A 25,246-nucleotide genomic window follows, 5' to 3' on the forward strand; every position below is an offset into this window, starting at 1 on the left:
GTGCGCGATGAGCAGGGCGTCGGCGTCGTGGCCTTCGCGGGCGGCGGCGGATCACCCCCGCGTGCGCGGGGAGCAGGCGGGGCCGGTGGTCGCGGCGGCTACCGGCAGGGATCAGCCCCGCATGCGCGGGGGAGCAGTATCGCGCCATCGGCTACGGAGTCGTCGGCGCGGGATCACCCCCGCGTGCGCGGGGAGCAGGTTTCGGCGTACCCGTCGGCGCGCAGAGCCAGGGATTACCCCCCGCGTGCGCGGGGAGCAGTGGTGGTACAGGCCCCGCAGCGATTTTGCGGTCGGATCACCCCAGCGTGCGCGGGGAGCAGGCAAGGGCGCCAGCGCTCCACCCCGCCAGCAGCGGATCACCCCCGCGTGCGCGGGGAGCAGTGGGACTGGTGGACGGAGACCGCCCGCACCCGCGGATCATCCCCGCGGGCGCGGGGAGCAGAGGGTCTACCTGGACTCCAACTATGAGTGCGAAGGATCACCCCCGCGTGCGCGGGGAGCAGGCGTGGGCGGTCACCGTCGTGGGCCGCTTCGACGGATCACCCCCGCGTGCGCGGGGAGCAGCAACGGTGAAGCGAATACCGCCGGTGGGAGCGAGGATCACCCCCGCGTGCGCGGGGAGCAGGGGAAAGCATCTCGCATCTGTCCATGCTGGAACGGATCACCCCCGCGTGCGCGGGGAGCAGGAGGACGGCAGGGCGGTGGCCAGCCAGGCGGCGGGATCACCCCCGCGTGCGCGGGGAGCAGACGACCGACGCCCAGATGCCCTCCGGCGGCGACGGATCACCCCCGCGTGCGCGGGGAGCAGAGCTCCGACCGGCCCCGCATCGAGGTGGCCGGCGGATCACCCCCGCGTGCGCGGGGAGCAGCCACGGTCACCCTGGACGCGCAGGGGGCGTGGCGGATCACCCCCGCGTGCGCGGGGAGCAGTCCGGCCCCACGTACCGGATCCACCCCCGGTCGGGATCACCCCCGCGTGCGCGGGGAGCAGCGCGGACGCGGACCCGATACGGCGGATCCACGGGGATCACCCCCGCGTGCGCGGGGAGCAGTCGACCTGCAGGCGGCGCATCACCGCGTGCGTCGGATCACCCCCGCGTGCGCGGGGAGCAGGAGTGGGTGTCGAGGCCGGGCATCGTGCTCCTGGGATCACCCCCGCATGCGCGGGGAGCAGCCCGCTGTTCTCGTTCCCGGAGCCGGACTGGAGGGATCACCCCCGCGTGCGCGGGGAGCAGGCTCGTCGGGCTGCTCCATCGGGGGTGCTCCGGGATCACCCCCGCGTGCGCGGGGAGCAGTCGAGTTCGGCCGGACGGCCAACGCGCGATGAGGGATCACCCCCGCGTGCGCGGGGAGCAGGAAACCTCCCCCCGGCGCTCGCGCGCCGATCCGGGATCACCCCCGCGTGCGCGGGGAGCAGATCCACATGGGAGACACCAAGACGCAGAAGAAGGGATCACCCCCGCGTGCGCGGGGAGCAGCGACTTGACCGCCGCCGGGGTCTTGCCCAACGCGGATCACCCCCGCGTGCGCGGGGAGCAGCTGTCCACGAGCGGCGACGCGGCGGCCGGGGAGGGATCACCCCCGCGTGCGCGGGGAGCAGACTTGCTGACCTGCGGCGCTAAAGATCAACAAAGCGGTTTTCCTTCACTTTGGCTTGCAAGATGATCCCTTAAGAAGCGGAGGCTGAATCAACGAGACCCTAAGTGCAGCGTACCGGGCGTGTGGCAAGGCGCTGGGGCGAGTTGGCCTCGGGGACGTCGGAGCCGCAGGCTTCGAGGCCGTACGGCGCTGCGCACATCCGGCTGTGGCTGATGAGCAGCAGCTCGGAAGGAGTGTATGAGTGACCAGTCGTGGTCACACAGCTCTTCTCGATCACCCATTGGCTTACCGTTCGGGAGCGGATGTCAACGCCGGCTGAACTTTCAGGCGGAGCCGACAGCGGAGCCGATCAGGCGGGCGCGGTCAGGACCGAACGGCTGAGGCGGCGAGTGAGCGGTCGTGTTCACCGCCGAAGGCGCGTGCATTCGCGCGTTCGAGGCCATCCGTATGCCCTGGAAAGCAGTCACCCAACACGGCGGGGAACTGCTTGCCAGGGGTCTGCGCCGCGCTGCATCAAAGGTACGTCGGTCTCCTCCTGTGGGTGCCGAGGAGACGGCTCCCCTGGCATAGCCGATCAGGATGTGAGGTCGAGGGCGCCTGCGGTGAGGCCGTCGCTGATCTCGCGGGCTAACGCGGCTCCGGTCATCGCTGCCTGGTCAAGGGCGGTGCTGAACTCTACGAGTCGGCAGAAGGCCTGTCCGTACGCCTGCTGCTGGTCCAACGGCAGCACGGGGATGGCGAGTCGCTTGATGTCGATGCGTAGGGCGCTGTTGGCGGTGCTGGAGGCTCGACCGGCGATACGCAGGTTGTCTGTGTGGGAGATGACGCCGGCGACGAACCACGGATCGAAACAGGTCGTGTCGACGCGTAGCAGCTGAACGCCGGGTCCTAGTTCGGCTCCGACTTGTGCAGGAGTGGCGACCCTGGCGCTTATCTTGTGGCCGATGATGGGGATGAGGATGTCGTTGGTGCGTACCTGCGGTCCTGGGGGGTCGTTTGCGGCGCGGGCTGTCGAGCCGGTTGCGGGGCCGCCGGACAGGACATCAGTGGCGGTCAGGATCGTGGCGGTGGTGGTTGCGCTGGTTGATCGGGTACGCGAAGTTGCGCGTTGCACGGAGATGCTGCCGGACCGGATCAGGTCGGCAATGTCGGCCTGGGGAGCGGCGTGTAGCGGTGCGGTCTGCGCCTGACGTACTGCGGGTAGAGCGTGTCGTATGTGGTCGAGGAGTTGGTCGAAGTCGCTGATCCTGGCGATGATCTGGGCTGGGTCGGCGGTGAGGTTGCTGGCCTGCGGCAGGTAGCGTTGCGGGGTCAGGTCGACCTGGTCGTCGAGCACTTCGATGGCGGGTACCGCGCGGTGGACGCCGGGCACTTGGGCGTAGTCATCGGATAGGTAGGCACGCCAAGCCTCTCCGACTGTGTCGGAGAGGCTTCGGGTCGTCGATGCGGCAGTGGTGTCGACCACGAGCAGGTCGCCGGCGTGTGGCTGCTGCGGGTCGGGCTGGGTGAGTACCCAGACATGCAGTCCGATGCCGGTCGGTGGCATCAGGCCGGCGGGGAGAGCGATGACCCCGCGGAGCGCTCCGTGGCGGATCAGTTCGGCGCGGACGCGGCGGCCGGCTGGACGCGACGCGGCGGCGGGGGGCATGAGCACGACGGCGGTGCCGCCGGGGGCGAGGTGGGCCAGGGCGTGCTGTACCCAGGCGAGTTCGGGTTCGGTGCGCGGGGGTAGGCCGTAGGTCCAGCGAGGATCGTAGGCGAGGCGGTCGTGACCCCAGTCATGAATGCCGAACGGGAAGTTGGCCACGACGGCGTCGGCTCGCAGGTTGGGCATGGCGTCGGCGAGCAGGCTGTCGCCGACGTGCACGATGGGAGGCTCCGTCGGATGGCCAGCGCGTTGGGCGCGCAGATGCACGAACCAGAGTCGCAGCAGAGTTATCAGGGCGTACTGCGGCTTGATCTCCTGCGCGTAGCACCTTGTGACGGTCGCGCTCTGTAGGGCCCGGTCGGCGGCCATCCGCAGGATCGATCCGGTGCCGCTGGTGAAGTCGAAGGTGCGGGCTCCGGAGCCGGCGACGGTCAGCATTATGTCGGCGACGCTGTCTGGTGTGCCGGCGAGCCCGGAGAGCGAGTGGGCCGAGGCCACGTACTGGCTGTGCAGGTATTCGAAGGCGGACTCCGGGTCCTGCTCCGAGCTGAGCTGGTTGGCCGTGCGTAGCAGGGTGGCGAGTTGAGGGGTCCACTGATTGGGCAGTAACTCGCCGACCATCTCGGCTAGGCCGGGGTCGAGCGTGCGTAGGTGGGTGACGAGCTGACGTGGGGTGAGCAGGCTGTCGCCAGTGGGCTCGGTCTGTTCGGAGCGGACGAGTAGGTATGCGCCGGTGATGTTGAGTGCGTCGCTGATTTGCGCTGCGGGTTGGTAGCTCTCGATGTGTCTCCAGGCCCACTGCTCGGTGCCGGCTTGGTGTAGCCGACCGTGCTGGTGGAGCCATTGCTCTACTGCCCGGGCATCGAATGACGGGCTGGTCGGGGTGCCGCCTACGGGGGTGGGGAAGTCTGCGTACCGGCGACGCCAGTTACTTACCGCGGCCCTGCCGACATTGGCCAGCCGCGCGATGCCGCTGGCTGTCAGGGTGGCCTCGCTAGGGGCCGTGCTCGACTCTCTCGTCACGCGTGAACGCTACCACGGAAATGGCTCTTGTGTAGCCTGTTCACAGGCGCTAACGTCGGCAGTGTCGATCCGAGTCCTTGGAGGAGTCATGCCACGTCGTGGGCGCAGCACCACCGTCGGAAAGTTCGCGAAGTTCTACCAGGACCGTCGGGTGTCTGAGATCCGGGTGCTCGGGGAGGTGCTGCGTCGTGAACAGCACGCGGCGCCCCGTGTGGAGCCAAGAACGCAAGACACGCAGGCGAGCCCCGTGGCCTGCTGACCCGACCCTCAACCAATCGACGACCGAAGGAGGACCATGAACACCCTTGCTCGCAACTGCGCTGTCAACTGCCCAGTCTCCAACCTTTGCTCCGGTCGCATACGTGTGTGGCGGTGCGCGGCGGTATCGGCCCGACTCGATGGATGCCACGCCGGTCCAGGCGTATGCGCGAGTGCGCCTTGACCCCGTCGTCGGTGCTGCCATCGCTGACGCCTACATGGCCGCGCCGTTCAGGGAGGAACGTGCCTACGCCGCCTACGCCGCGTTCTGCCGGGAGACCGTGCGGCAGTATCACTTCATGGTGGGCCGGGTCGAGTTCGGTGGCCTGGGCGTGACGGTGCGGGTGGTGGACGAGGACCCGTACGAGGAGGTCGACTCGATGGTCGACGATGTGCGGCACCGTCAGCTGAAGGTATGGGCCAGCGCGGCCAGCGGTAACCCGCACCCGTATCTCAGTGACGGCGAGAACGACATGTTCCGTGCGGTCCATGACGTGTTCGGGCACGCGGGCAGCGGCCGCGGGTTCGATCGGCACGGCGAGGAGGCGGCCTGGTTGAAGCACAGCAGCATGTACTCGCCGCTGGCGCGTCGCGCTCTGGCAACCGAGACGCGTGGCCAGAACTGCGCCCAGATCTTCCACTATCGGGGCGGTCGCTTCCCTGCGCAGAAGGCGGTGCTGTTGCCTCGGTTGTTCAGTGATCCACGTCCGGTACGTGTCGTGCGCGCTCGCGTGGCGAAGGCCGTTCCTTGCTGAGTCGTTCGATCTCTTGACGCAGTTCCACCACCGCGAAGTGTTCCGGTCCGTCCACCTGGGCGCGGCTGTGCATCAGGCTTTTGAGCTGGCGCAGGGCACGGTCGTGCTCGCCGAGCGGCACGTGGGCGCGGGCGGCGCGCAGGCGGAGGTCGAATACCAGAGGGTGACTATCGCCGTGGCTCCGCGCGTGATGATCGGCGAGCTGCCGCCACTGCCGGGCGGCAGCTCGGAATTCGCCGGCGGCATGCAGTTGTTCCGCCTGCTTCGAGGCCTGTTCAACGTCGAGTTGGAGGGGGCCGATCGTCGACGTCACTACCGGGCGAGCTTGCTGTGGCACTCGCCCGACGATCGCGGCGTATGCCGGCACTGACCCAGTGAGGTCATCGGCCACGCCTGGGATCGGCGGTAAATCCTGGGCGAAGGGAGCGAGCGCGGCGTAGACCTCGGCAGCAGTGTCCGGCCGGTCGTGCGGGTGGATCGCCAGCATCGTGTGAATCAAATCGTCGAGCACGGCTGGGACGTCCGGCCGCAGGTCAGTGGGGCGCGGTGGAGGGTCGTCCATCTGGTGCCGCAGCGTCGTGGTGGTGGTGACACCATCGAACGGCGGGTGGCCGGTGAGCAGGTCGAACAGCGTGGCGCCCAAGCCGTACAGGTCGGTGCGGTGGTCGACGGCGTCCCCGAAGATCTGTTCGGGAGCCATGTAGCCGACCGTGCCCAGGCTTTGTTCGGTCTGGGTGATCCGCGAATAGCGTTCGTCGTCGCGGATGACGGCCAGACCGAAGTCGAGCACCTTCACGGCGCCGTTTCTGTCCAGCATGACGTTGCTCGGCTTGATGTCTCGGTGCACCAGGCCGATCTGCTGTGCGGCGAGCAGGATGCTGCTGACCTGGGCCCCGATGGCGGCAACCCAGCCGATCGGAAGCCGCCCCTGTTCGGCGACCAGGTCTGCGAGAGTGACTCCGTTGATCTTCTGTAGGACGACGTAGGGTTGGCCGTCCTGCTCGCCGAGGTCGTAGACGGCGGGAACGCCAGGATGATCCAGCCGGGCGGTCAGCAACGCTTCGCGGCGGAATCGGCGCGCCAACTCGATGTTCATCGCGGCGGCGCTGACGAACTTCACGATGACGGGACGGTCGAGCAGGGTGTCCTGAGCGGGCCAGACCTCACCCATGCCCTTATGCGGAAACGGGAACCGGCCTACTCTGTACCGGTCTTTGAGGTCCGTGCCCGCTACCACGGGACTCAGCATAACTGTCCATCGCCGGCAACCACGCACATCAGGTTCCCGGCGAGACATCCCGACGGCCGATCCGCCACATGCTTGCTCTGACCGTGTTGGTCGCAGGCGACGGCAGCACCATGAGGCGCAGGCGCCGTCCAGCCTGTCCGCCGTGAGCATGCCCCCGTCGATGGCGAACTGTCGTGGTGAAGACAGATCACGCGGAATTCCTTGCAAGCACGGTTCACAAGTGCTTCACTGTGGACCGGCGCGGCTCGGGTCTGACTGTGCCGCCTTCTACTGCGTGACCAACACCGCCATCCCTGACCGGCTGATGGCGGTGCAGGCTGTGCGCCCTGTCCTCTCGGGCGCTGTGACGACGGGGGATCGTATGGCTGAGCTGGCCATCGGCCGGGAGTTTCTTCCCGCCTACGCCAAACTGCAACGTCGGGTGCAGCGCGCCGTAGACGCCGCCATCAGCAAGTTCGCCGAACACACCCACGCGGGCCTGCACCTGGAGAAGCTGACCGGCGCACGGGACCCGAACATCCGCACCATCCGCATCGACCAGTTCTACCGCGGGATCGTGCTCTCCCTCGGTCAGCAGAAGTACGCGCTGCTCGATGTCCTACCGCACGACGACGCCATTGCCTTCGCGGTCAGTCGCCGGTTCACCGTCAACCACGCACTCGGCGTGTTGGAGATGCGCGACCAGGCAGGCATCGAGGAGTTTGCTCGTACGGAGCCCTCAGCCTCGCCGAGCGACCGCCTGTTCGACCACGTCTCGACTGCCGAGTTCGTACGGCTCGGCGTGGACGAGGACCTGATTCCGCTACTGCGGATCATCGGCACGGACCAGCAGTTGGACAGTCTCGACGGGCGCCTGCCCGAGATGCAGCTCGACGTCCTACGCGGGTTGGCCAGCGGACTGCCGGTGCAGGAGGTCTGGGCGGAGATAGCTGACCGGGTCGTGTCGGGCGTGGACACCGAGGACCTCTTGACCGCGGCGCGGCGTACGCCCGAGCGGATCGCCTTCGTCTCGGGTCCGGTGGAACTCGCCGCCATCCTCGCCCACCCGTTCGACGTGTGGCGCACCTTCCTGCACCCGACGCAACGTGACGTCGCCTATCGCGAAACCTACAGCGGTCCCGCCTTGGTGACCGGCAGCGCCGGAACGGGAAAGACGGTTACCGGCCTGCACCGGGCGGTGTTCCTCGCCAAGCGCTTGCCGGACGGCGAGAAAGTCCTGCTGACCACGTTCACCCGTGCCCTCGCCGACTCCCTCGCCAGGCAGCTGCACCGGCTGGCGACCGAGCCGGCCGTGCGGGCGCGCATCGATGTGATCAGTGTCGACAAGCTGGCCTACGAGATCGTCGCCCGGGGTGGCAAGAAGGTCGCGGTCGCTGAAAGCGAGGTCCTCGACCGCTTGTGGGAGGCCGCCGCGAAGGCCGGTCCCACCTATCTGAACCGCGCCGGCCAAGTCACCACGGTCAGCAGCGCCTTCCTGAGACGGGAGTGGGAGCAGGTGGTGCTGGCCCAACAGTTGACTTCCCTGGAGGCATACCGCGATGCCCCCCGCAAGGGCCGTGGCGAGGGCCTGCGCGCCGCACAACGCGAACAGGTGTGGGCCGCGATCAGCGCAGCGGAGCGGGAGCTGACGAAGCGGCGCTTACGTACCCACACCCAGCTCGCCGATGACGCGGCAACGATCGCGCGCCACTCACCCGCCCCTTACCGGCATGTCATCGTCGACGAAGGCCAGGACCTACATCCGGCGCAGTGGCGGCTGCTGCGCGCGCTCGTCGCACCCGGACCGAACGACATGTTCCTGCTCGCCGATCCGTACCAGCGCATCTACGACAACCATGTGTCGCTTGCTCAGCTGGGCATTCAGGTGCGTGGCCGCACCCGCAGGCTCACCGTGAACTACCGGACCACCCACGAGATCCTCGACCTGTCGGTGAAGGTCCTCAACGGCGACGCCGCCATCGGCCTCGACGACCAGGACGACACACTGCGGGGCTACCGTTCGATCACCCGCGGTGGCGTCCCCGAACTTGTCGCTCAAGACAGCCGCGACGCAGAGCACGAGGCGCTGATCGAACGGGTGGGGACCTGGCTGGAACAGGGTGTGGAACCGCACGCGGTCGGCGTGGCCGCCCGCACCGGACAGCTCGTTAACACCATCACGAGGATCTTGACCGAGGCCCACATTCCCGTGGCCGACGACAAGAGAGGCACCGACGGGGTGCGCGTGGCCACCATGCACCGCATGAAGGGCCTGGAGTTCCAATGTCTCGCAGTGGTCGGGCTGGACGCAGGGGTCTTGCCGGCGCCACATGCGCTCACCTCGGCGGCAGAGGACCCGCACGCCCACAGGCAGGACCTGCAGCGTGAGCGCTGCCTTCTGTTCGTCGCCCTGACCCGCGCCCGCGACGTGCTCTACCTGTCGCACAGTGGCACGCCCAGCCCGCTCCTGCCGGTGCGTCGATGAACGCCCGCGCCAGTGCTGGCGGCCCGAAACTGGGCGACGCGGCACGCTCCGTCTGGGGCAAGACAGACCGTAAAGGCACCTCACCGGTCGGTTGGCTGCCGCTGTGGCGGCACCTTGCCGACACCGCCGACGTGGCCGGACGGCTCTGGGAGCACTGGCTGAGCCCGGCAGTCCGCCAACGCATCGCTGACGAACTGCCCGGTGGCGACGCGGACGCCCGCACCTTGGCCGTCTGGACCGCTGGGGTGCACGACATCGGCAAAGCCACGCCCGCCTTCGCCTGCCAGGCGTACGCGCTGGCGGAGCGGATGCGCGACCACGGGCTCGGCTACCACCGAGACCTGATCCGCGCCGACCGCAAGTACGCCCCCCACGCCACCGCCGGGCACCTCGTGCTGGCGGACTGGTTACAGCAGCAGCACTGGACCGACCCTCACTCGTACGCGGTCATCGTCGGGGGCCACCACGGTGTTCCACCGACCGACGAAGGGCTTCGCGACGTACAGGTGCGTCCACACCTGCTTGGTGACCCGGACTGGCGGCAGGTGCAGCACGAACTGCTGAACTGGATGGCAGAGCGGTCGGGCGCAGGCGAGCGGCTCATCGAGTGGAGCGACGCACCGCTGTCGCAGCCCGTGCAGGCCGCCCTCACCGGCCTCGTCATCGTCGCCGACTGGATCGCGAGCAACGAGGAATTCTTCCCGTACATCCTGGACAGCACGGACGCGGACCGACTTACGGCCGGCTGGGAGCTGCTGGACCTGCCGGTCCCGTGGCGGCCTGCCGCGCCGCCGGTGAGCGTGGACGAGCTTTTCGGGGCGCGCTTCGAGCTACCCGCCGCCGCGGTGCCGCGACCGGTGCAGCGCACCGTTGCCGGGCTGGCCGCGACCATGCCAGCGCCCGGGATGATGATCGTCGAGGCGGCAATGGGCGAAGGCAAGACCGAGGCCGCGCTGGCAGCGGTGGAGATTCTGGCCCGCCGTACTGGGGCATCCGGCTGCTACCTCGCGTTGCCCACCCGCGCCACCAGCGACGCCATGTTCAACCGGATGCTGTCCTGGCTGCGCCGGCTGCCCGACGCTCAGGTCGGCCGAGGCGACCGCGACGTACGGCTGGCACACGGCAAGGCCGCACTCAATGCCGACTACGACCGGCTGCGGACGACCTCGCTGCCGAGCGGCATCGCCGAAGACGACGGCGGCACCGACATCGGCGTGCACGTCTGGCTCGCCGGACCCAAGCGAACACTGCTGTCCAGCTTCGTTGTGGGGACCATCGACCAGTTACTGTTCGCGGCGCTACGAGGCAAACATCTGGTGCTGCGTCACCTCGGCCTCGCCGGCAAGATCGTCGTCATCGACGAGGCGCATGCCTACGACGTCTACATGAGTCGCTTTCTCGACCGGGCGTTGGAGTGGCTCGGCGCGTATGGCGTCCCAGTCATTGTGCTCTCCGCGACGCTGCCGGCACGCCGGCGGGCCGAACTGATGGCGGCGTACGACATCGGCCGGCTCGGACCAGTGCCTGCGCTCACCTGGCGTGACCGCGGCAAGCTGCGGGTCGACCCGTACGCACCGCTGCGTACCGACCTGAGATACCCCCTGGTCACCGTCTCGACCGCCGATCGCGGCGCCACCGCGACCAGCTGCGCCGACTCCGGTCGAGGCGTCGAAGTGAAGCTGCGGCGCCTGGCCGACGATTTGCCCGCGCTGGTGGAGCTGCTGCGCGACCAGCTGGCTGACGAGGGCTGTGCGCTGGTGGTCCGCAACACCGTGGCGCGGGTCCAGGAGACGGCAGCCGCACTGCGGGCGGCCCTCGGGCCGGACATCCCCGTGTTGGTGGCGCACTCCCGGTTCATGGCCGTCGATCGCGCCGCGAAGGACCGCTGGCTACGCGACACGTTCGGCCCGCCCGGCAGCGGTAACCGGCCGCCTCGGCACGTGGTGGTCGCCAGCCAGGTCGCCGAGCAGTCCCTCGACATCGACTTCGACCTGCTCGTTACCGACCTGGCCCCGGTCGACCTGGTGCTGCAACGCATCGGTCGGCTACACCGTCATGCGCGCGGCGACCGTCCCGCCAGGCTCGTTACCCCGACCTGCTGGATCAGCGGCGCCGACTGGACAACAGAGCCACCGCAGCCGGTAGCTGGTTCACGCCGCGTCTACCAGGCGGCCACGCTGCTGCGCAGCGCAGCGGTGCTGCTGCCGCACCTGGACGGCGCACCACTGCGACTTCCCTGCGACATCGCGCCGATCACCCAGGCCGCCTACGGCGACGTGGAGCTCGGCCCACCGTCGTGGCAACCCGCGATGGCCGAAGCAGAGGCCAAACAGCGGGACGAGATCACCACCAAGGAGCTGAAAGCTGACGGTTTCCGCCTGGCCGGCGTCGCCGAGGCCGGGACGCCACTGATCGGCTGGCTCTCGGGCGGCGTCGGCAACGCCGACGACCGCGCGGCGCTGGGACACGTCCGCGACACCGACGCGGACTCCCTCGAGGTCCTGCTGCTGGTACGGACACCGGGCGGCTTGGTCCTGCCGTCGTGGATCGATGGTGGGGGAGTGTCGGTGCCGACCAGCAGCCTCCCGCGTTGGCCACTGCCTCGGTGGATCGCGCGCTGCACGCTGCCACTGCCGCGCGCGATGACTGCCACGGACGTGATCGATGAGGTGATCGCCGAGCTGGAACGGCGTACCGACCTCAGCGCCTGGCAGGACAGTCACTGGTTGGCCGGCGAGCTAGTGCTCGACGTCGACACCGACGGGACCGCCACGGTGGCCGGCTTCGACCTGCACTACCACCCGGAGGAAGGGCTGCGCGTTACCCGTGCCAACACCTGAGTTCCCTCGATCGCAGACGCAAAGGAGGTGCTGCCAGTGAGCGGCCTACCGCACCCAGCCGGATTTTCGCTGGTGGATAAGGCGTGGATTCCGGTACTGGACGCCGAGGGACAGCGACGGGACGTGTCGCTGCTCGGCCTGTTCGAACAGGCCGGCGACGTACGCATGATTGCCTGTGAGCTGCCCACGCAGACGTTCGCGATTCTGCGGCTCGCGTTGGCGATTCTGCACAGGACGACGGGCGGCCCACCGGGCGAGGCCGCTTGGCGGGCGCTGTGGCGGGACCGGCGGCTGCCGGTCGCCGACGTTGCCGAATACCTCGGCGTCTTTCGCGACCGCTTCGACCTGCTGCATCCGGAGCGCCCGTTTTACCAGGTGGCCGATCTGCGGGCGGCCAAGAACAACACGTACGGACTTGAGCGCCTCATCGCCGACGTGCCGAACGGTATGCCGTTCCTGACGACGCGCGCCGGACCGGGCATGGAGTCGATCTCGCTGGCCGAGGCGGCCCGCTGGGTGGTGCACTGTCAGGCGTACGACCCCTCCGGGATCAAGACGGGGGCGGTCGGAGACCTGCGGGTCAAAGGTGGGCGGGGCTATCCCATCGGGGTGGCGTCGCTCGGGGCGTTGGGGGGCGTGCACATCGAGGGCGCGACCCTGTTGGAGACGCTGCTGCTCAATCTGGTGCCGATCGCGCCCGGCTGGCAGGTATCCGACGAGCGAGACCTGCCGGTGTGGGAGCGCGAGCCGCAGACGGCCGTCGAGGAGGCAGACTCGGCACGCGGCCCGCACGGGCTGCTGAGTCTTTACACCTGGCAGTCACGACGGATCCGGCTGTTCGGCGATGCTGGTGGCGTTACCGGCGCCATGATCTCCAACGGTGATCGGTTGGAGTGGCAGGATCGACACCTGCTGGAGCCGATGAGCGTCTGGGGACGCAGCGGGCCACGCGAGCGTGAGCAGAAGCGGACCCCGATCTACCTGCCCCGGCCGCACGACCACAGTCGGGCACTGTGGCGAGGGCTTCAGACCCTGCTGCCGACGCCGCCGCTTCCCGGCGCCGAGGCGCCACAGCGGCTGTCGCCGATGGTGGTGCAGTGGCTGGCCCGGCTGACCGTCACCGGGGTTGTCGGGTCGGACTTCCAGGCACGAACGCGCGCCACCAGCGTCACCTACGGCACCCAGCAGGCGGTCGTCGACGAGGTGTTCAGCGACGCGCTGACCATGAACGTGCTGCTGCTGGTCGAGGACTCCGCGCTGCGCGCGGCTGCCGTCGACGCTGCCGGCGACGCCGAGTCCGCGGTGAGGGTGCTACGCCGGCTCGCCGACAACCTGGTACGCGCCGCGGGTAGCCGGGACATTGACAGCGGCGATGCCGAACGCGCGGCTGAACGCGGATACGCCCTGTTGGATCGCGCGTTCCGGGACTGGCTGGCACGGCTCGGACCGGACAGCGATCCGGTGGCCGAGCGAGCCTCGTGGCAGCGCTTGGTGCGGCGGGCCGTGAAACGGCTGGGCAGTGAAATGGTCGCCGCTGCCGGCCCGGCGGCCTGGGCCGGCCGGCCTGGCGTCGATCGCGCCGGGAGGGATGTGCATTTCTCGAGCTCACAGGCGGAGGCGTGGTTCCGCCTTGGCCTGGTTAAGGCGCTGCCGATGGCGGCTGAACTCGAGCACCAGAGGCAGGAGGAGGCAGCATGACAGTGGCAGAGACCAGCCGGCGGGACGCCCCGGCACGCAGACCGTGGGCACGCCGTCGCAGAGGCCTCGGCGAACATGTCGCACGGACGGTCGGTGCCCTGCAGGTGCGGCTGTTGCGTGAGGCGCCCCAGCCGGAGGCGGTCAGCGCACTCGCCCGGCTGCGGCGCGGCATCGGCCGGGCACCAGGCTTCGACTACACGCTCGAGCGCTACCTGCAGGTCCCGGAAGACCTGCTGGGTTACCGGCCGGCAGACGATGCCGTTGCCACCGACGCCGAGTACGCCATGCACGACGCGGTGACCCTGTACGCGCTGCATCAGCAGTCGCGCCGGGAACGGATGCACGTGGATGGACGAGGGCTTGGCCAGGCCCTGGCTGAGCTCGTCCGCGCCTCGGCTGGGCCAGACGGTGTACGGCGCCGGTTCGCCGCGCTCGGCACTGCCAGCACCTACCACGAGGGCATCTACCACCTGCGCAGCCTGATCACGATGCTGCGTGAACCGCAGATCCCACTCGACTACGGCCTGCTCGCCGACGACCTGCAGACCCTGCGCCTACCCACGGGTCGGCCCCAGGTCCAGGCCATCTGGGGCCGGGAGTTCTTCCGCAGCCGGCCCAGCACTGACGTTGAGACCCCCGCCACCGACGCCCACGAGGAGAACCTGTCATGAGCCGCACCATCATTGACGTCTACGCGCTGCAGACGGTGCCACCGAGCAACCTCAACCGAGACGACACCGGCTCACCCAAGACCGCCGTCTACGGCGGTGTGCGGCGCGCGCGGGTGTCCAGCCAGGCATGGAAGCGCGCAATCCGGCTAGCGTTCGCAGGCCTGCTCGACCGCTCCCAGCTCGGCGAACGGACCAAGCGCGTGGGCGAGTCCCTCGCGGCGCGGATCAAGGCCCTCGACCCCAGCCTGTCCGACGAGGCCGCATCCACGCTGGCCGCCGAGGTCTTCGTGGCTGCCGGCCTCGCCAAGGCGGAAAAGAAGAAGAGCGAGGCGAAGGACGTCGAGTCCGGTTACCTGATGTTCCTGAGCCACCGGCAGGTGGACAACCTCGCCGCCGCAGCACTGGAAGCCTCCCGAGCTGGCACCAATCTCGACAAGAACCGGTTCAAGGCACTGGCCAACACCGAACACTCAGTCGACATCGCGATGTTCGGCCGGATGGTGGCCGACATGACAGACATCAACGTCGACGCCGCATGCCAGGTGGCGCACGCCATCAGCGTCCACGCCGTCGACAACGAGTTCGACTACTTCACCGCCGTCGACGACCGCAAGGCCGACGCCGCCGAGACCGGCGCGGGCATGATCGGCACCATCGAGTTCAACTCGTCCACCCTGTACCGGTACGCGACCGTCGACGTGGACGCGCTGCACCGCACCCTCGGCGACGCGAGCGCGACCCGAGCTGCGGTCGAGGCATTCCTGACGGCGTTCGCGCGTAGCATGCCGACTGGCAAGCAGAACACGTTCGCCCACCGTACGTTGCCCGACGCGGTGCTGGTGCGGCTGCGTGACACGCAAGCGATCAACCTGGTGGGGGCGTTCGAGACGCCCGTCCGGGAGACGCACGCGGCCGGGCGGATCGAACTGGCCGCAGCCGCCCTGGCGAAGCACACCGTGGCCGTCGAGAACGCGTTCGGCGAGCGGCCGGTCGGTAGCTGGGTCACCCAGGTCGGTGACAAGACTGCGGTGCTGGCCGACCTCGGCAAGGCGGTCAGCTTCAGCGAGTTGGTCACCGGAGTGGGAGAGCAGGTCGCTGTGGCGCTCGGACAGCCAGCATGAGTGTGTTGTTGTTGAGGCTGGCGGGCCCGCTCCAGTCGTGGGGGTCGTCCAGCCGGTTTGCTCGCCGGGGCACCGAGGTCGCGCCGACCAAGAGCGGAGTGATCGGCCTGCTCGCCGCAGCCAAGGGCGTCCGACGTACTGAGCCGCTTACCGAGTTGCTGGGCTTGGAGTTCGGGGTACGGCTGGACCAGCCCGGGCAGATCCTGCGGGACTTCCAGACCGCCCGTTCTCTCGACGGACGCGACAGCGCGCCACTCACCTACCGCTTCTACCTCTCCGACGCCGCTTTTCTCGCCGCCGTCAGCGGTGAGCAGGAGCTTCTGCACGGTCTGATGGAGGCACTCAACCGGCCCCGGTTTCCGCTCTATCTCGGTCGCCGCTCGTGCCCGCCGGCCCTCCCGATCAGCCTCGGCGTACACGAAGGCACTGTCGATGACGCCCTGACGTCGTGGCCGTGGCTCGCCGCCGAGTGGCACCGCCGCAAAGCGGCCCGCACGGTCCGGTTGGAGATCATCCGAGACGCCCGGCCCGGCGAGCCGGTCACGGAGACCCTGCCCGACGAGCCGGTCAGCTTCGATCCCGCGCATCGGCAGCACACCTGGCGGTCGGTGCTGCGCCGGCACGTCGACGTCACCAACGACCTCGCGGAACGGGCCGGCGTCGCCGAGCACGACCCGCTGAGCCTGCTGGGAGGCTGAGCATGTTCCTCACCCGATTTCAGATCAACCCCGCTCGCCGAGGTGCACGGAAGCTGCTCTCTTCACCGCATGCCATGCACGCGGCGGTCCGCGCCGCCTTCGCCGTCGCGGAGGACCACGAACGGGACGGCACCCGTACGTTGTGGCGGCTCGACACCCCAGCCACCGCCACTGTCCACCTCTACATCGTCAGCCCCGGCCGGCCCGATCTCACCCATCTGGTCGAGCAGGCCGGCTGGCCCACCACGGAGACCTGGGTAACCCGCGACTACGGCGGGCTGCTCGGCTCGCTTCGTCCCGGCCAGGATTGGGCGTTTCGGCTCACCGCCAACCCCACACACAACGGGCGTAAGACCACCGACGCCAAGGAGACACAACGCTTCGGCTACCTTCGCGAAGAGGAACAGGTCGGATGGTTGGCCAGCCGAGCCGTCCGGAACGGCTTCGCCCTGGCGACCCAGCAGGACGGTCGCCCTAACCTGCGGCTGCACCGTCGCCAGACGCAGACCTTCAGACGAGGCATGGGCGCTGTCACCCTCACGACGGTGACCTACGACGGCATCCTCCACGTCACCGATGCAGACGCCTTCCGTCGAGCGTTGACCAGCGGGATCGGACATGCGAAGGCGTACGGCTGCGGCCTGCTCACTCTCGCTCCCGCAGGCTGAATCCGGGCTGACGGATGAAGATCCCAGGCGTGCCGCCAGCCGAGCTCGGCGACCTCACCCGAGCCGAGGACCGGATCAGCTTCCTCTACCTCGAACGCAGCGTGATCCACCGGGACAGCAACGCGATCACCGCAACCGATGATCAAGGCGTTGTACACATTCCGGCCGCCTCGGTGGGTGTGCTGCTGCTCGGACCCGGCACCAGCATCACCCACCAGGCCATCGCCCTGCTCGCCGACCACGGAGCCACCGCCGTCTGGGTCGGCGAGCGGGGCGTGCGCTACTACGCGCACGGACGATCACTCGCCGCTTCCAGCCGCCTGCTCGTCGCGCAGGCCGCCGCGGTCAGCCATCGAGACCGCCGGCTCGCCGTCGCCCGCACCATGTACGCGATGCGCTTCCCCGGCGAGACCACCGCCAACCTCACGATGCAGCAACTGCGCGGCAAAGAAGGCGCACGAGTCCGCCGGACATACCGTGAGCATGCCGAACGGACTGGTGTCGCCTGGCGCCACCGCGACTACGACCGGACCGACTTTGCCGGCGGCGACCCCATCAACCAAGCGCTGTCGGCCGCCCACGCCTGCCTGTACGGCATCGTGCACACGGTCATCGTCGCGCTTGGGGCCGCGCCTGGTCTCGGCTTCGTGCACACCGGACACGAACGCGCCTTCGTGTACGACATCGCTGACCTGTACAAGGCTGAGATAACGATCCCCGTTGCCTTCGACGTGGTGGCAAGCGGCTCGACCGACATCGGCACCGACACCCGACGCGCGGTACGTGACCGTGTGCACGACGGGGCCATCCTCGCGCGGTGTGTACGTGACATCCGCATGTTGCTGCTCCAACCCCAGCCCGGAGGTGAGATCGAGGACGAAGATTCCCTACGCCTCTGGGATGACACCGGCATCGAACTGACAGCAGGTCGAAATTACGCCGACATTGGCGAGGTCGACTTCTGATGACCGTCATCATCCTCACCGCCTGCCCGCCCGGACTGCGGGGGCATCTGACGCAGTGGTTGTTTGAGATCTCCGCCGGCGTGTACGTCGGGCATGTAAGCACCCGCGTACGCGACAGACTGTGGGCTCGCGTTATCGACATGGCCGGTGCGGGCCGAGCGTTGATGGTCTTCCAGGTTCGCGGAGAACAGCGGCTGTCGTTCCTGGCCCACGACCATCACTGGATTCCGGTAGATGCGGATGGAGTGACCCTGATGCGGCGTCCCGCTGACCCGATGGTCAACCCTGCGGTCGCTGGAGGCTGGAGCAAGGCGGCCAAGCGCCGCCGGTTCGGGCGCCGTGGGCGACCAGCGTAGAGGGACGCCAACAGGCAAGGCGATCGATGCCCATTCGACGGTAAGAATGCGACACGTAGTCGATTGGGCGAGTTCGGTTTGGGGAGACCCCTGTGTGCCTGGCGTGCAGCGATAGGTGCGACAAATCGAGAACCTTCGACGTCACGTGTGCGGGGGGGGAGCGGGACCGTCACGCGAACGCGGGTACGGCGCGATCCGCGATCAGACCTGCGTCCGCAGGAGCAGAACCTCACCTACGGGGCCTATCAGCCGCTGAGCCACCCGCGCTCAGGGCGCAGCATGATACCGGCGCCGACGTCTGCGATGTACCCCCACCGGTGCGCGGGACCAGGGCCGAAGAATGTCCGGGTGGAGGGGCCACTCCCGCCTGCGCGGGGAGCAGGCGCCGACATGGCGCCGATGGCGCGTGCGTGCAGGACCACCCCCGCGTTCGCGGGGAGCAGTCCTCTCGCGTGGCACGGGGCCACTCCTTGGGAGGACCATCCCCGCGTTCGCGGGGAGCAGCAGATGCCCTGCATTCCGCCAGGCCCGTGGCATGGACCACCCCCGCGTGCGCGGGGAGCAGAAGTCACCGCCCGGCCGGCGGAACGCCGCCAGAGGACCACCCCCGCGTGCGCGGGGAGCAGGCGATCCAGCATTCGCCGATCTGCGCGCTGATGGGACCACCCCCGAGTGCGCGGGGAGCAGCCAAGATAGAGCCCCACGTGCGTTGCCGGATCGGGACCACCCCCGCGTGCGCGGGGAGCAGGAGGGCGTCCGCGAGGGCGTTGATCGTGGCTGCGGACCACCCCCGCGTGCGCGGGGAGCAGACGTGGGCGCTTGCTACCGCGACTGCGGAGCCGGGACCACCCCCGCGTGCGCGGGGAGCAGCCGACTGCCCAGTTCCCGGCGGGTATGTGACGGGGACCACCCCCGCGTGCGCGGGGGGTAGTTGGCCGCTTCCTGCCGCAGGTGCCAGTTCTCCGGACCACCCCCGCGTGGGCGGGGAGCAGCCTGCCAGTCGGCTACCCGACGGCAGGGCTCCCGGACCACCCCCGCGTGCGCGGGGAGCAGGCCGGCCGCCGCCCCGATGAGAAACCACTTCCAGGGACCACCCCCGCGTGCGCGGGGAGCAGGGCGTCGCCAGTTTCCACGGCCGACCCAGGGCAGGACCACCCCCACGTGCGCGGGGAGCAGGTCACCGCGCCGGTGGCGTACTCCGCGGCGCAGGGACCACCCCCGCGTGCGCGGGGAGCAGCGTGCCACCGATGACCAGCAGCGCCCACACCGAGGACCACCCCCGCGTGCGCGGGGAGCAGCGACCCACCGGGCGAGAGAACTCCACCGGCTCAGGACTACCCCCGCGTGCGCGGGGAGCAGTTGGTGCCCGACACGCTGAGCAGGCCGACCTTGGGACCACCCCCGCGTGCGCGGGGAGCAGCCGTCGAGGCGCCCGAGCAGGAGACGCCGATCGGGACCACCCCCGCGTGCGCGGGGAGCAGGAGCCGGCCCGGACCATCGCAGACGGCAAGCCGGGACCACCCCCGCGTGCGCGGGGAGCAGCTCTTGATACCCGCGAACGCCTCACCCATGCGCGGACCACCCCGCGTGCGCGGGGAGCAGAAACCGTACGCGCGTACTACGTTCTTGCCCATGGGACCACCCCCGCGTGCGCGGGGAGCAGGAGTTCATGTTGATCGGGAAGCCGGCGGTGCAGGGACCACCCCCGCGTGCGCGGGGAGCAGTCCGGCAAGGCGGCCATCTCGGCGTGGCGCAAGGGACCACCCCCGCGTGCGCGGGGAGCAGTGTCCGGCCATGCGCACGCCCCGGGGGAGTACGGACCACCCCCGCGTGCGCGGGGAGCAGTTCGGCGCGGTCGTGTCGGTGGTGGGCACCGACGGACCACCCCCGCGTGCGCGGGGAGCAGGATGGCGCGCACCCTGCTGTCGGCGACGCGTGAAATCGGACCCCGGATCGGCGCGTGGGTTCCAGGGCCCCAGCAGGGTCCGATTTTCACGCGCCGACGACACCTGCACCTGACCGGGAATTTGGGACCACCCCCGCGTGCGGGAGCAGACCCGCTGCGACCCGGTCTTGACCGTGTCGTAGGGACCACCCCCGCGTGCGCGGGGAGCAGCAGCTGCGCGCGGTGGCCACCACCCGCCCCGGCGGACCACCCCCGCGTGCGCGGGGAGCAGTGCGCCGACGCCCGCCGTGCCCGTGAGCGGCACGGACCACCCCCGCGTGCGCGGGGAGCAGAGCAGCGGCCAGCCCTTGCGCTCGCGGTAGGCGGGACCACCCCCGCGTGCGCGGGGAGCAGGTCGTCGCCTTCGCCGGGGCGGTCTCCAGCAGGGGACCACCCCCGCGTGCGCGGGGAGCAGACCCGGTCGTCGAGGGGCGCGAATCGCTCTTCGGGACCACCCCCGCGTGCGCGGGGAGCAGCCGTCCAGGCTGCGACCGGCATACCAGCGCGGCGGACCACCCCCGCGTGTGCGGGGAGCAGGCCGGCCACGAGGGCTCCGACCGGGCGGTCGACGGACCACCCCCGCGTGCGCGGGGAGCAGGCGGTGCCGGACGCCGATGACCCGATGACGGAGGGACCACCCCCGCGTGCGCGGGGAGCAGGAGGACGGCAACAGCCCGGTCCTGACCGGCCAGGGACCACCCCCACGTGCGCGGGGAGCAGGCTGGTCTACACCTCGTCGGCCGGCATGGTGAGGGACCACCCCCGCGTGCGCGGGGAGCAGCCCTCTACGTCAAAGAACAGTCGAGCGCCCATGGGACCACCCCCGCGTGCGCGGGGAGCAGATGACGGGCGCCGGGCTGCGTGTCGACGGGCACGGACCACCCCCGCGTGCGCGGGGAGCAGTACGTCGAGAAGCGGGCCGCCGAGTCGGAGGAAGGACCACCCCCGCGTGCGCGGGGAGCAGGACCCGTGGGCGCCGCTCGCCTTGGTGCGGTTGGGACCACCCCCGCGTGCGCGGGGAGCAGTCACCCTGGCCTCCGGGGTGGTCGGGTCGCGCAGGACCACCCCCGCGTGCGCGGGGAGCAGGCGGTGTGGATGTCGCGGGCGGTCAGAGTGGTGGGACCACCCCCGCGTGCGCGGGGAGCAGACAACGGCAGCGAATAGAAGATCCCAAGGGAAGGGACCACCCCCGCGTGCGCGGGGAGCAGTCCACGGTCGACTCCGCTCCGGCGGCCGTCGACGGACCACCCCCGCGTGCGCGGGGAGCAGGACGCCTTCCTACCGGCGACACTCTTTACCTTCGGACCACCCCCGCGTGCGCGGGGAGCAGTTGAAGAACCAGTTCGCACCGTAGCCCTTGGGCGGACCACCCCCGCGTGCGCGGGGAGCAGATCCCCGCGTACGGCTTCCTGCGTGGCGTGTGGGGACCACCCCCGCGTGCGCGGGGAGCAGTCGTCCACCGCGAACGGTGGCGACGCGACCGGCGGACCACCCCCGCGTGCGCGGGGAGCAGTGGGAATCCACGGTGACCGACGACCGGTTCAGCGGACCACCCCCGCGTGCGCGGGGAGCAGTCTCCGGCTTCGTGACCTGCGGTGGGGGCAAAGGGACCACCCCCGCGTGCGCGGGGAGCAGCTGTGGTGGGAGTCCACCCACGGGCCGCTGCAAGGACCACCCCCGCGTGCGCGGGGAGCAGGTAGCGTCGGTGAGAGAGACGCCGGAAATGAGAGGACCACCCCCGCGTGCGCGGGGAGCAGATGCCGCGTAGCAACGGCCGCAACCGGTCCCCGGGACCACCCCCGCGTGCGCGGGGAGCAGGTGGTCGCCCGGGTACGCGCACCGGTCGTCTTCGGACCACCCCCGCGTGCGCGGGGAGCAGACTCGCCGATCATCAATTCGGTGGTGCGGCACGGGACCACCCCCGCGTGCGCGGGGAGCAGGTCGGTGCGTTGATGACGGGCGACGTCGCCCGGGGACCACCCCCGCGTGCGCGGGGAGCAGGTTCGGGCCGAGATCGCTGCGGTGGAGGCGCAGGGACCACCCCCGCGTGCGCGGGGAGCAGGGCGGTCCCTGGCTGGAGGGGCCGAAGATGTCGGGACCACCCCCGCGTGCGCGGGGAGCAGCCCCCCTCGCGTGCGTAACCGCTGGTCAGACGGGGACCACCCCCGCGTGCGCGGGGAGCAGACTTGCTGACCTGCGGCGCTAAAGATCAACAAGTCGATTTTGCATCACTAGGTTCTGCAAGATCCTCATCCGAAAAAGAGTGGACGAGGTGCTGCTTCATCGTAGCGCTGGTGTGTGGCGAGCGCTGCCGGGTGAGCGGCGATCGTTCGGTCGGCGGCTTGCGAGGCCCACGACAGGAGGGCGAACAGTGGCGCTATAGGTGGTGCTTGCGGGGGCTCAATCGGATCGCTGTGGGTGCCTCTTGCTGTCAGTGCGCCGTGCGCCCTCTTCGACTCGAAGAAGGTTGTCAATGATCATTTGAAGGCCGTCTTGTGCGGCGGGTGAGAGCTTCGTGATTGATCGTGTCATTAGGCGGATCTGGGGGTTGGGGTCTTCGGGTTGCCTGCTGTCGCCTAGGAGGTAGCCGACTGGCACGTTGAAGAACTCTGCGAGGCCACGGAGTGTCGAGGCTTTGGGGTTGATGCGTTCGGCTTTGAGTAGGTGTCGGATGCCGTTTGCGGTGATCTTGTGGCCGGCTTTGGTCAGCGCGACCGCGACTTCGTGTTCTGTGTATGGCGGTCGGCCTGGAGGGCTGGCGGCGAAGAGGGCGCGGAGTCTGCCTTGGATGAGGTCAGAGGTTGCGGCCTCGGTCTGGTCGGCTGGCGTGTCCTTCATGGAGCCTCCCAACTGCAGCCACTCGTAGCCGTAACCCGGAACTGTAGTTGACGCCGCTGCGTAGTCCGTGCTTAGCTCTCTGCATCGCCAGTGAAGTGCACTTCATCTAGTAGGAAGTGTGCTTGGGAGGAGCGTAGCGGATTGAGTTAGCTGCCGGGGGGTGGCTTCTCGATTCGTGGGAGATCGGCGTTGCAAGGCGCGCTGGTCTTCGTGGGCCTGCTTCGTTTGGTCAGCGTCCAGGTCGTGACAGCAACGGGGGACCAGCCGCGCCGGTGTAGGCAGCGGCTAGTGCTGTACGGCAAGCCTTCGGGGAGGCGGACGTGCAAGAGCCATCAGACGGACGGCCCGAAGAGCCCACCGCCGACGTGCCTTCGAGTGCGGGCGGTGGGCTGGGGGAGCCGGCGGTGAGGCAGAAAGCCTTTCCGCCGGCTCCTACTCCCGAGGAGATCGCTGCCCGGGTGGAGGCGTTGAAGTCGCAGTGGCGTCGCCGCGTGGATGCGGCGGTGACGCGGGGGATCCCTCGCGAGTTCGGTGCAGGCAGGCGGGTGGAGTCGCTGTGGTGGCGGGCGGCGCTGCTGAGCGAGGGGTGCCCGTTGGCCTGCGTGTCGTCAGCGGATGGCGGGGTGGGGCGGTCGGCGTTGACGGCGTCGCTGGGTGGGTTGCTGGCGCTTGCGGTGCCGGATCCGGTGGTGGCGGTTGACGCGACATTGCGGGCGTGGGGCGGTCTGGAGCATCGGGTGGCCCGCCGCACCTCGTCGACGGTGTGGGATGCGGTGGCTGCCGGCGCGGAGCTGGCGGATGGCGGCGTGGCGGATCGGCTGGCGCAGGTCGGGCCGACGGGGCTGCGGGTGCTGGTGGGGGAAAGCAGGCTGTCGTCGAAGCGGCGTCCGCCGACGTGGCCGGAGTTGTTCAGTGTGGTCGCTCATCTGCGGGCGGTGTTCCGGTTGGCGTTGCTGGATTTGCCGACGGCGCACAGCGCGTCGACGTGGCGGGCGTTGAGTTGGGCGACCGTGCCGGTGTTGGTGTCGCGGGCGACGGTGGATTCGGTGCAGCACACCTTGCGGCTGTTGGCGCACATGCGTACGGCGGGGCTGACGCAGGTGCCTGACCGGGCCGTGGTGGTTGTCATGGCCACGTCGCCATCAGTGGCTCGTGAGGTGCGGGCGGTAGAGCAGCTGGCGCGGCAGTCCGCGGCGGTGCTGGTGCGGGTGCCCTATGACCCGGCACTGGTGCGTCCGGATCCATTGGATCCGCGGGTGTTGGCGAAGGCCACACGGTCGGCGTTGACCGAGGTCGCCGCGGCAGTGATCGATAGATGTCCGGCTGACCCTGCGGCTGCCAACGGCCCAAGGTCGGCCTCGAACGGGGAGAAGTGATCGTGTTGTATCAGCTTGCGGCTGTCCTGACGGTGCGTGCCCCTGGCGTGGTGGCGTTTTTGGCACCGACACCAACGCCGACGCCGCAGCCGTCGGGTGGTGGCTTCGATTTTGGCCGGATCAGTCCGGATCCGGCGGCGGTGCCGCGCTCGGATCTGTTCTACAAGCTCGCGAACGCCGCCCTGTTCCTTGGGGTGATTTCGGCGGTGGCGGGGTTGGCGGCGGGGGCTATCGCGTTTGGAATCGGTCCGATCTTCGGCGCGCACATCATCAGTGATCGTGGCAAGTCGATGATGTGGAAGGCCGGTCTGGTGGCGATCGTGGTGGGGTCGGCCACGTCGATCATCGCGTTCCTGCTTAGCGAAATCTGACCGGGGCCGGACGATGATTCGAGCGGAGTTTAAGCCGAGCACCGGCCGCCGGCCGGAAGTCCTCGCTGCGGTCCTGGTCGTGATGATGGCCTTCGGTCTGGCGGTCTTTGCCGCCGGCCGAGCGAGTGTTGCCCAACGGCAGGTGACCCCTCGGTATGCCGAGCGGATGCAGGCCGGCGTGCCGGTGGGTTTCCCGGGCACGCCTCGCGGCGCAGCGGATGCGGCGGCGGCCTACACGCAGGTCCTGGCGGCGGCCGGCACGCGGGACGTGACCAGTCGGCAGGCGCTGCTGGAACTGATTGCCGCCGAAGGCGCTGCGCCGGCGGTGCAGCCTCTTGTCGGGCCACCGTCGGAAGGGGAAGCGATTGCGCAGACGGTGGTGGTGCAGGTGTGGGTGGCCGATGAGGACCTCGACGTGGTTGTACCCGAGGGCCGCGATGTGGCGGTGCGGATGCTCGTTTGCGCCCTGAGCGGCACCACCGCGAATGCTGGCGGCCTGGGCGTCGGGTTGGCGGGCGGCTGGTACGTGCAGCCCGCGACGGCGCGGTGGTCGCAGGGCCGGTGGCGTCTGGTGGGTGCGCAGCGTGCGGTGCCGGTGCCGCCGCCGGATCAGCGTGGCACCCGCCGCGACGGTGGACCAAGAGACATGCAGCCCTTGGCTGACGTGCTCGGGGTGCGGTCGTGGGCGCCGGGGACGGTGTGA

The 25,246-nt window shown here is 69.5% G+C and carries 16 protein-coding genes and 3 CRISPR repeat arrays (1 of these 19 running past the window's edge); of the genes, 13 read left to right on the forward strand and 3 right to left on the reverse strand.

Features of this window, described 5'->3' with window-relative positions; all coding sequences use genetic code 11:
• A CRISPR array of direct repeats spans positions 1-1,600; the repeat unit is 20 nt; unit sequence GGATCACCCCCGCGTGCGCG (it extends 135 nt beyond the left edge of the window).
• A 573-nt stretch (positions 1,601-2,173) separates the two neighbouring features.
• Positions 2,174-4,270 carry an N-6 DNA methylase gene (locus ABZ573_RS25920; RefSeq protein WP_358121562.1) on the reverse strand — a complete coding sequence of 699 codons (2,097 nt, stop codon included), beginning with the start codon at positions 4,268-4,270 and terminating at the stop codon, positions 2,174-2,176.
• Between the two features lie 398 nt (positions 4,271-4,668).
• Between ABZ573_RS25920 and ABZ573_RS25925 the strand changes: the two genes are divergently transcribed.
• Positions 4,669-5,283 (forward strand): hypothetical protein, encoded by a 615-nt coding sequence (locus ABZ573_RS25925; protein ID WP_358121564.1) that lies wholly within the window; start codon positions 4,669-4,671, stop codon positions 5,281-5,283.
• Here ABZ573_RS25925 and ABZ573_RS25930 read toward each other — a convergent pair.
• Positions 5,222-6,454, reverse strand: a complete 1,233-nt coding sequence (locus ABZ573_RS25930; protein WP_358121566.1) for a serine/threonine-protein kinase — start codon at positions 6,452-6,454, stop codon at positions 5,222-5,224. The two genes, ABZ573_RS25925 and ABZ573_RS25930, sit on opposite strands and share 62 nt — an antisense overlap.
• A 352-nt stretch (positions 6,455-6,806) precedes the next feature.
• Between ABZ573_RS25930 and ABZ573_RS25935 the strand changes: the two genes are divergently transcribed.
• Genes ABZ573_RS25935 through cas2e form a run of 9 tightly spaced genes read left to right on the forward strand, consistent with a single transcriptional unit; the run spans position 6,807 to position 18,013 of the window.
• Entirely contained in the window at positions 6,807-8,996 is a 2,190-nt protein-coding gene (locus tag ABZ573_RS25935; protein WP_358121568.1) for a UvrD-helicase domain-containing protein, read from the forward strand.
• Positions 8,993-11,836, forward strand: coding sequence for a CRISPR-associated helicase Cas3' (gene cas3 / locus ABZ573_RS25940; RefSeq protein WP_358121570.1), 2,844 nt, complete (start codon positions 8,993-8,995; stop codon positions 11,834-11,836). The genes ABZ573_RS25935 and cas3 overlap by 4 nt, the downstream gene beginning before the upstream one ends.
• Positions 11,837-11,872: 36 nt before the next feature.
• The gene (casA, locus tag ABZ573_RS25945; protein WP_358121572.1) at positions 11,873-13,534 is read left to right on the forward strand and encodes a type I-E CRISPR-associated protein Cse1/CasA; all 1,662 of its coding nucleotides are present in this window, start codon (positions 11,873-11,875) and stop codon (positions 13,532-13,534) included.
• Positions 13,531-14,205 carry a type I-E CRISPR-associated protein Cse2/CasB gene (gene casB / locus ABZ573_RS25950; protein ID WP_358121574.1) on the forward strand — a complete coding sequence of 225 codons (675 nt, stop codon included), beginning with the start codon at positions 13,531-13,533 and terminating at the stop codon, positions 14,203-14,205. The genes casA and casB overlap by 4 nt, the downstream gene beginning before the upstream one ends.
• Positions 14,202-15,326, forward strand: a complete 1,125-nt coding sequence (cas7e, locus tag ABZ573_RS25955) for a type I-E CRISPR-associated protein Cas7/Cse4/CasC (protein ID WP_358121576.1) — start codon at positions 14,202-14,204, stop codon at positions 15,324-15,326. Before casB ends, cas7e begins: the two co-directional genes overlap by 4 nt.
• Positions 15,323-16,024, forward strand: a complete 702-nt coding sequence (gene cas5e, locus ABZ573_RS25960) for a type I-E CRISPR-associated protein Cas5/CasD (RefSeq protein WP_358121578.1) — start codon at positions 15,323-15,325, stop codon at positions 16,022-16,024. Before cas7e ends, cas5e begins: the two co-directional genes overlap by 4 nt.
• 2 nt (positions 16,025-16,026) lie before the next feature.
• Positions 16,027-16,692, forward strand: a complete 666-nt coding sequence (gene cas6e / locus ABZ573_RS25965; RefSeq protein WP_358121580.1) for a type I-E CRISPR-associated protein Cas6/Cse3/CasE — start codon at positions 16,027-16,029, stop codon at positions 16,690-16,692.
• A gap of 14 nt (positions 16,693-16,706) precedes the next feature.
• The gene (gene cas1e, locus ABZ573_RS25970) at positions 16,707-17,657 is read left to right on the forward strand and encodes a type I-E CRISPR-associated endonuclease Cas1e (protein WP_358121582.1); all 951 of its coding nucleotides are present in this window, start codon (positions 16,707-16,709) and stop codon (positions 17,655-17,657) included.
• Positions 17,657-18,013: a type I-E CRISPR-associated endoribonuclease Cas2e gene (cas2e, locus tag ABZ573_RS25975; RefSeq protein WP_151456374.1), complete on the forward strand. Its 357-nt coding sequence runs from the start codon at positions 17,657-17,659 to the stop codon at positions 18,011-18,013. Before cas1e ends, cas2e begins: the two co-directional genes overlap by 1 nt.
• A 354-nt stretch (positions 18,014-18,367) precedes the next feature.
• Positions 18,368-19,919: direct repeats of the CRISPR family, unit length 28 nt; unit sequence GGACCACCCCCGCGTGCGCGGGGAGCAG.
• 124 nt (positions 19,920-20,043) lie between these two features.
• Positions 20,044-22,142: a CRISPR direct-repeat array (repeat unit 28 nt; unit sequence GGACCACCCCCGCGTGCGCGGGGAGCAG).
• A gap of 216 nt (positions 22,143-22,358) precedes the next feature.
• Here cas2e and ABZ573_RS25980 read toward each other — a convergent pair.
• On the reverse strand, positions 22,359-22,796 hold the full coding sequence (locus ABZ573_RS25980) for a hypothetical protein (RefSeq protein WP_151456373.1): 438 nt from the start codon (positions 22,794-22,796) through the stop codon (positions 22,359-22,361).
• A gap of 404 nt (positions 22,797-23,200) precedes the next feature.
• Here ABZ573_RS25980 and ABZ573_RS25985 point away from each other — a divergent pair, with 404 nt between their 5' ends.
• The 3 genes from ABZ573_RS25985 to ABZ573_RS25995 all read left to right on the forward strand — a co-directional run bounded on the left by ABZ573_RS25985 (position 23,201) and on the right by ABZ573_RS25995 (position 25,246).
• Positions 23,201-24,172 (forward strand): hypothetical protein, encoded by a 972-nt coding sequence (locus tag ABZ573_RS25985; RefSeq protein ID WP_358121585.1) that lies wholly within the window; start codon positions 23,201-23,203, stop codon positions 24,170-24,172.
• A gap of 2 nt (positions 24,173-24,174) precedes the next feature.
• Complete coding sequence (locus ABZ573_RS25990; protein ID WP_358121587.1) at positions 24,175-24,543, forward strand: hypothetical protein; 369 nt, start codon at positions 24,175-24,177, stop codon at positions 24,541-24,543.
• 79 nt (positions 24,544-24,622) lie between these two features.
• Positions 24,623-25,246, forward strand: a complete 624-nt coding sequence (locus ABZ573_RS25995) for a hypothetical protein (protein WP_358121589.1) — start codon at positions 24,623-24,625, stop codon at positions 25,244-25,246.

The sequence above is a fragment of the Micromonospora sp. NPDC007220 genome (assembly GCF_040634035.1).
Taxonomy (GTDB): domain Bacteria; phylum Actinomycetota; class Actinomycetes; order Mycobacteriales; family Micromonosporaceae; genus Micromonospora; species Micromonospora reichwaldensis.

Bases quoted from the DNA above. Each gene is read 5' to 3' on its own strand.
- ABZ573_RS25925 (WP_358121564.1), top strand. From the start codon at position 4,669: ATGGATGCCACGCCGGTCCAGGCGTATGCGCGAGTGCGCCTTGACCCC.
- ABZ573_RS25930 (WP_358121566.1), bottom strand. From the start codon at position 6,454: ATGGGTGAGGTCTGGCCCGCTCAGGACACCCTGCTCGACCGTCCCGTC.
- cas3 (WP_358121570.1), top strand. From the start codon at position 8,993: ATGAACGCCCGCGCCAGTGCTGGCGGCCCGAAACTGGGCGACGCGGCA.
- casB (WP_358121574.1), top strand. From the start codon at position 13,531: ATGACAGTGGCAGAGACCAGCCGGCGGGACGCCCCGGCACGCAGACCG.
- cas7e (WP_358121576.1), top strand. From the start codon at position 14,202: ATGAGCCGCACCATCATTGACGTCTACGCGCTGCAGACGGTGCCACCG.
- cas5e (WP_358121578.1), top strand. From the start codon at position 15,323: ATGAGTGTGTTGTTGTTGAGGCTGGCGGGCCCGCTCCAGTCGTGGGGG.
- cas6e (WP_358121580.1), top strand. From the start codon at position 16,027: ATGTTCCTCACCCGATTTCAGATCAACCCCGCTCGCCGAGGTGCACGG.
- cas1e (WP_358121582.1), top strand. From the start codon at position 16,707: ATGAAGATCCCAGGCGTGCCGCCAGCCGAGCTCGGCGACCTCACCCGA.
- cas2e (WP_151456374.1), top strand. From the start codon at position 17,657: ATGACCGTCATCATCCTCACCGCCTGCCCGCCCGGACTGCGGGGGCAT.
- ABZ573_RS25980 (WP_151456373.1), bottom strand. From the start codon at position 22,796: ATGAAGGACACGCCAGCCGACCAGACCGAGGCCGCAACCTCTGACCTC.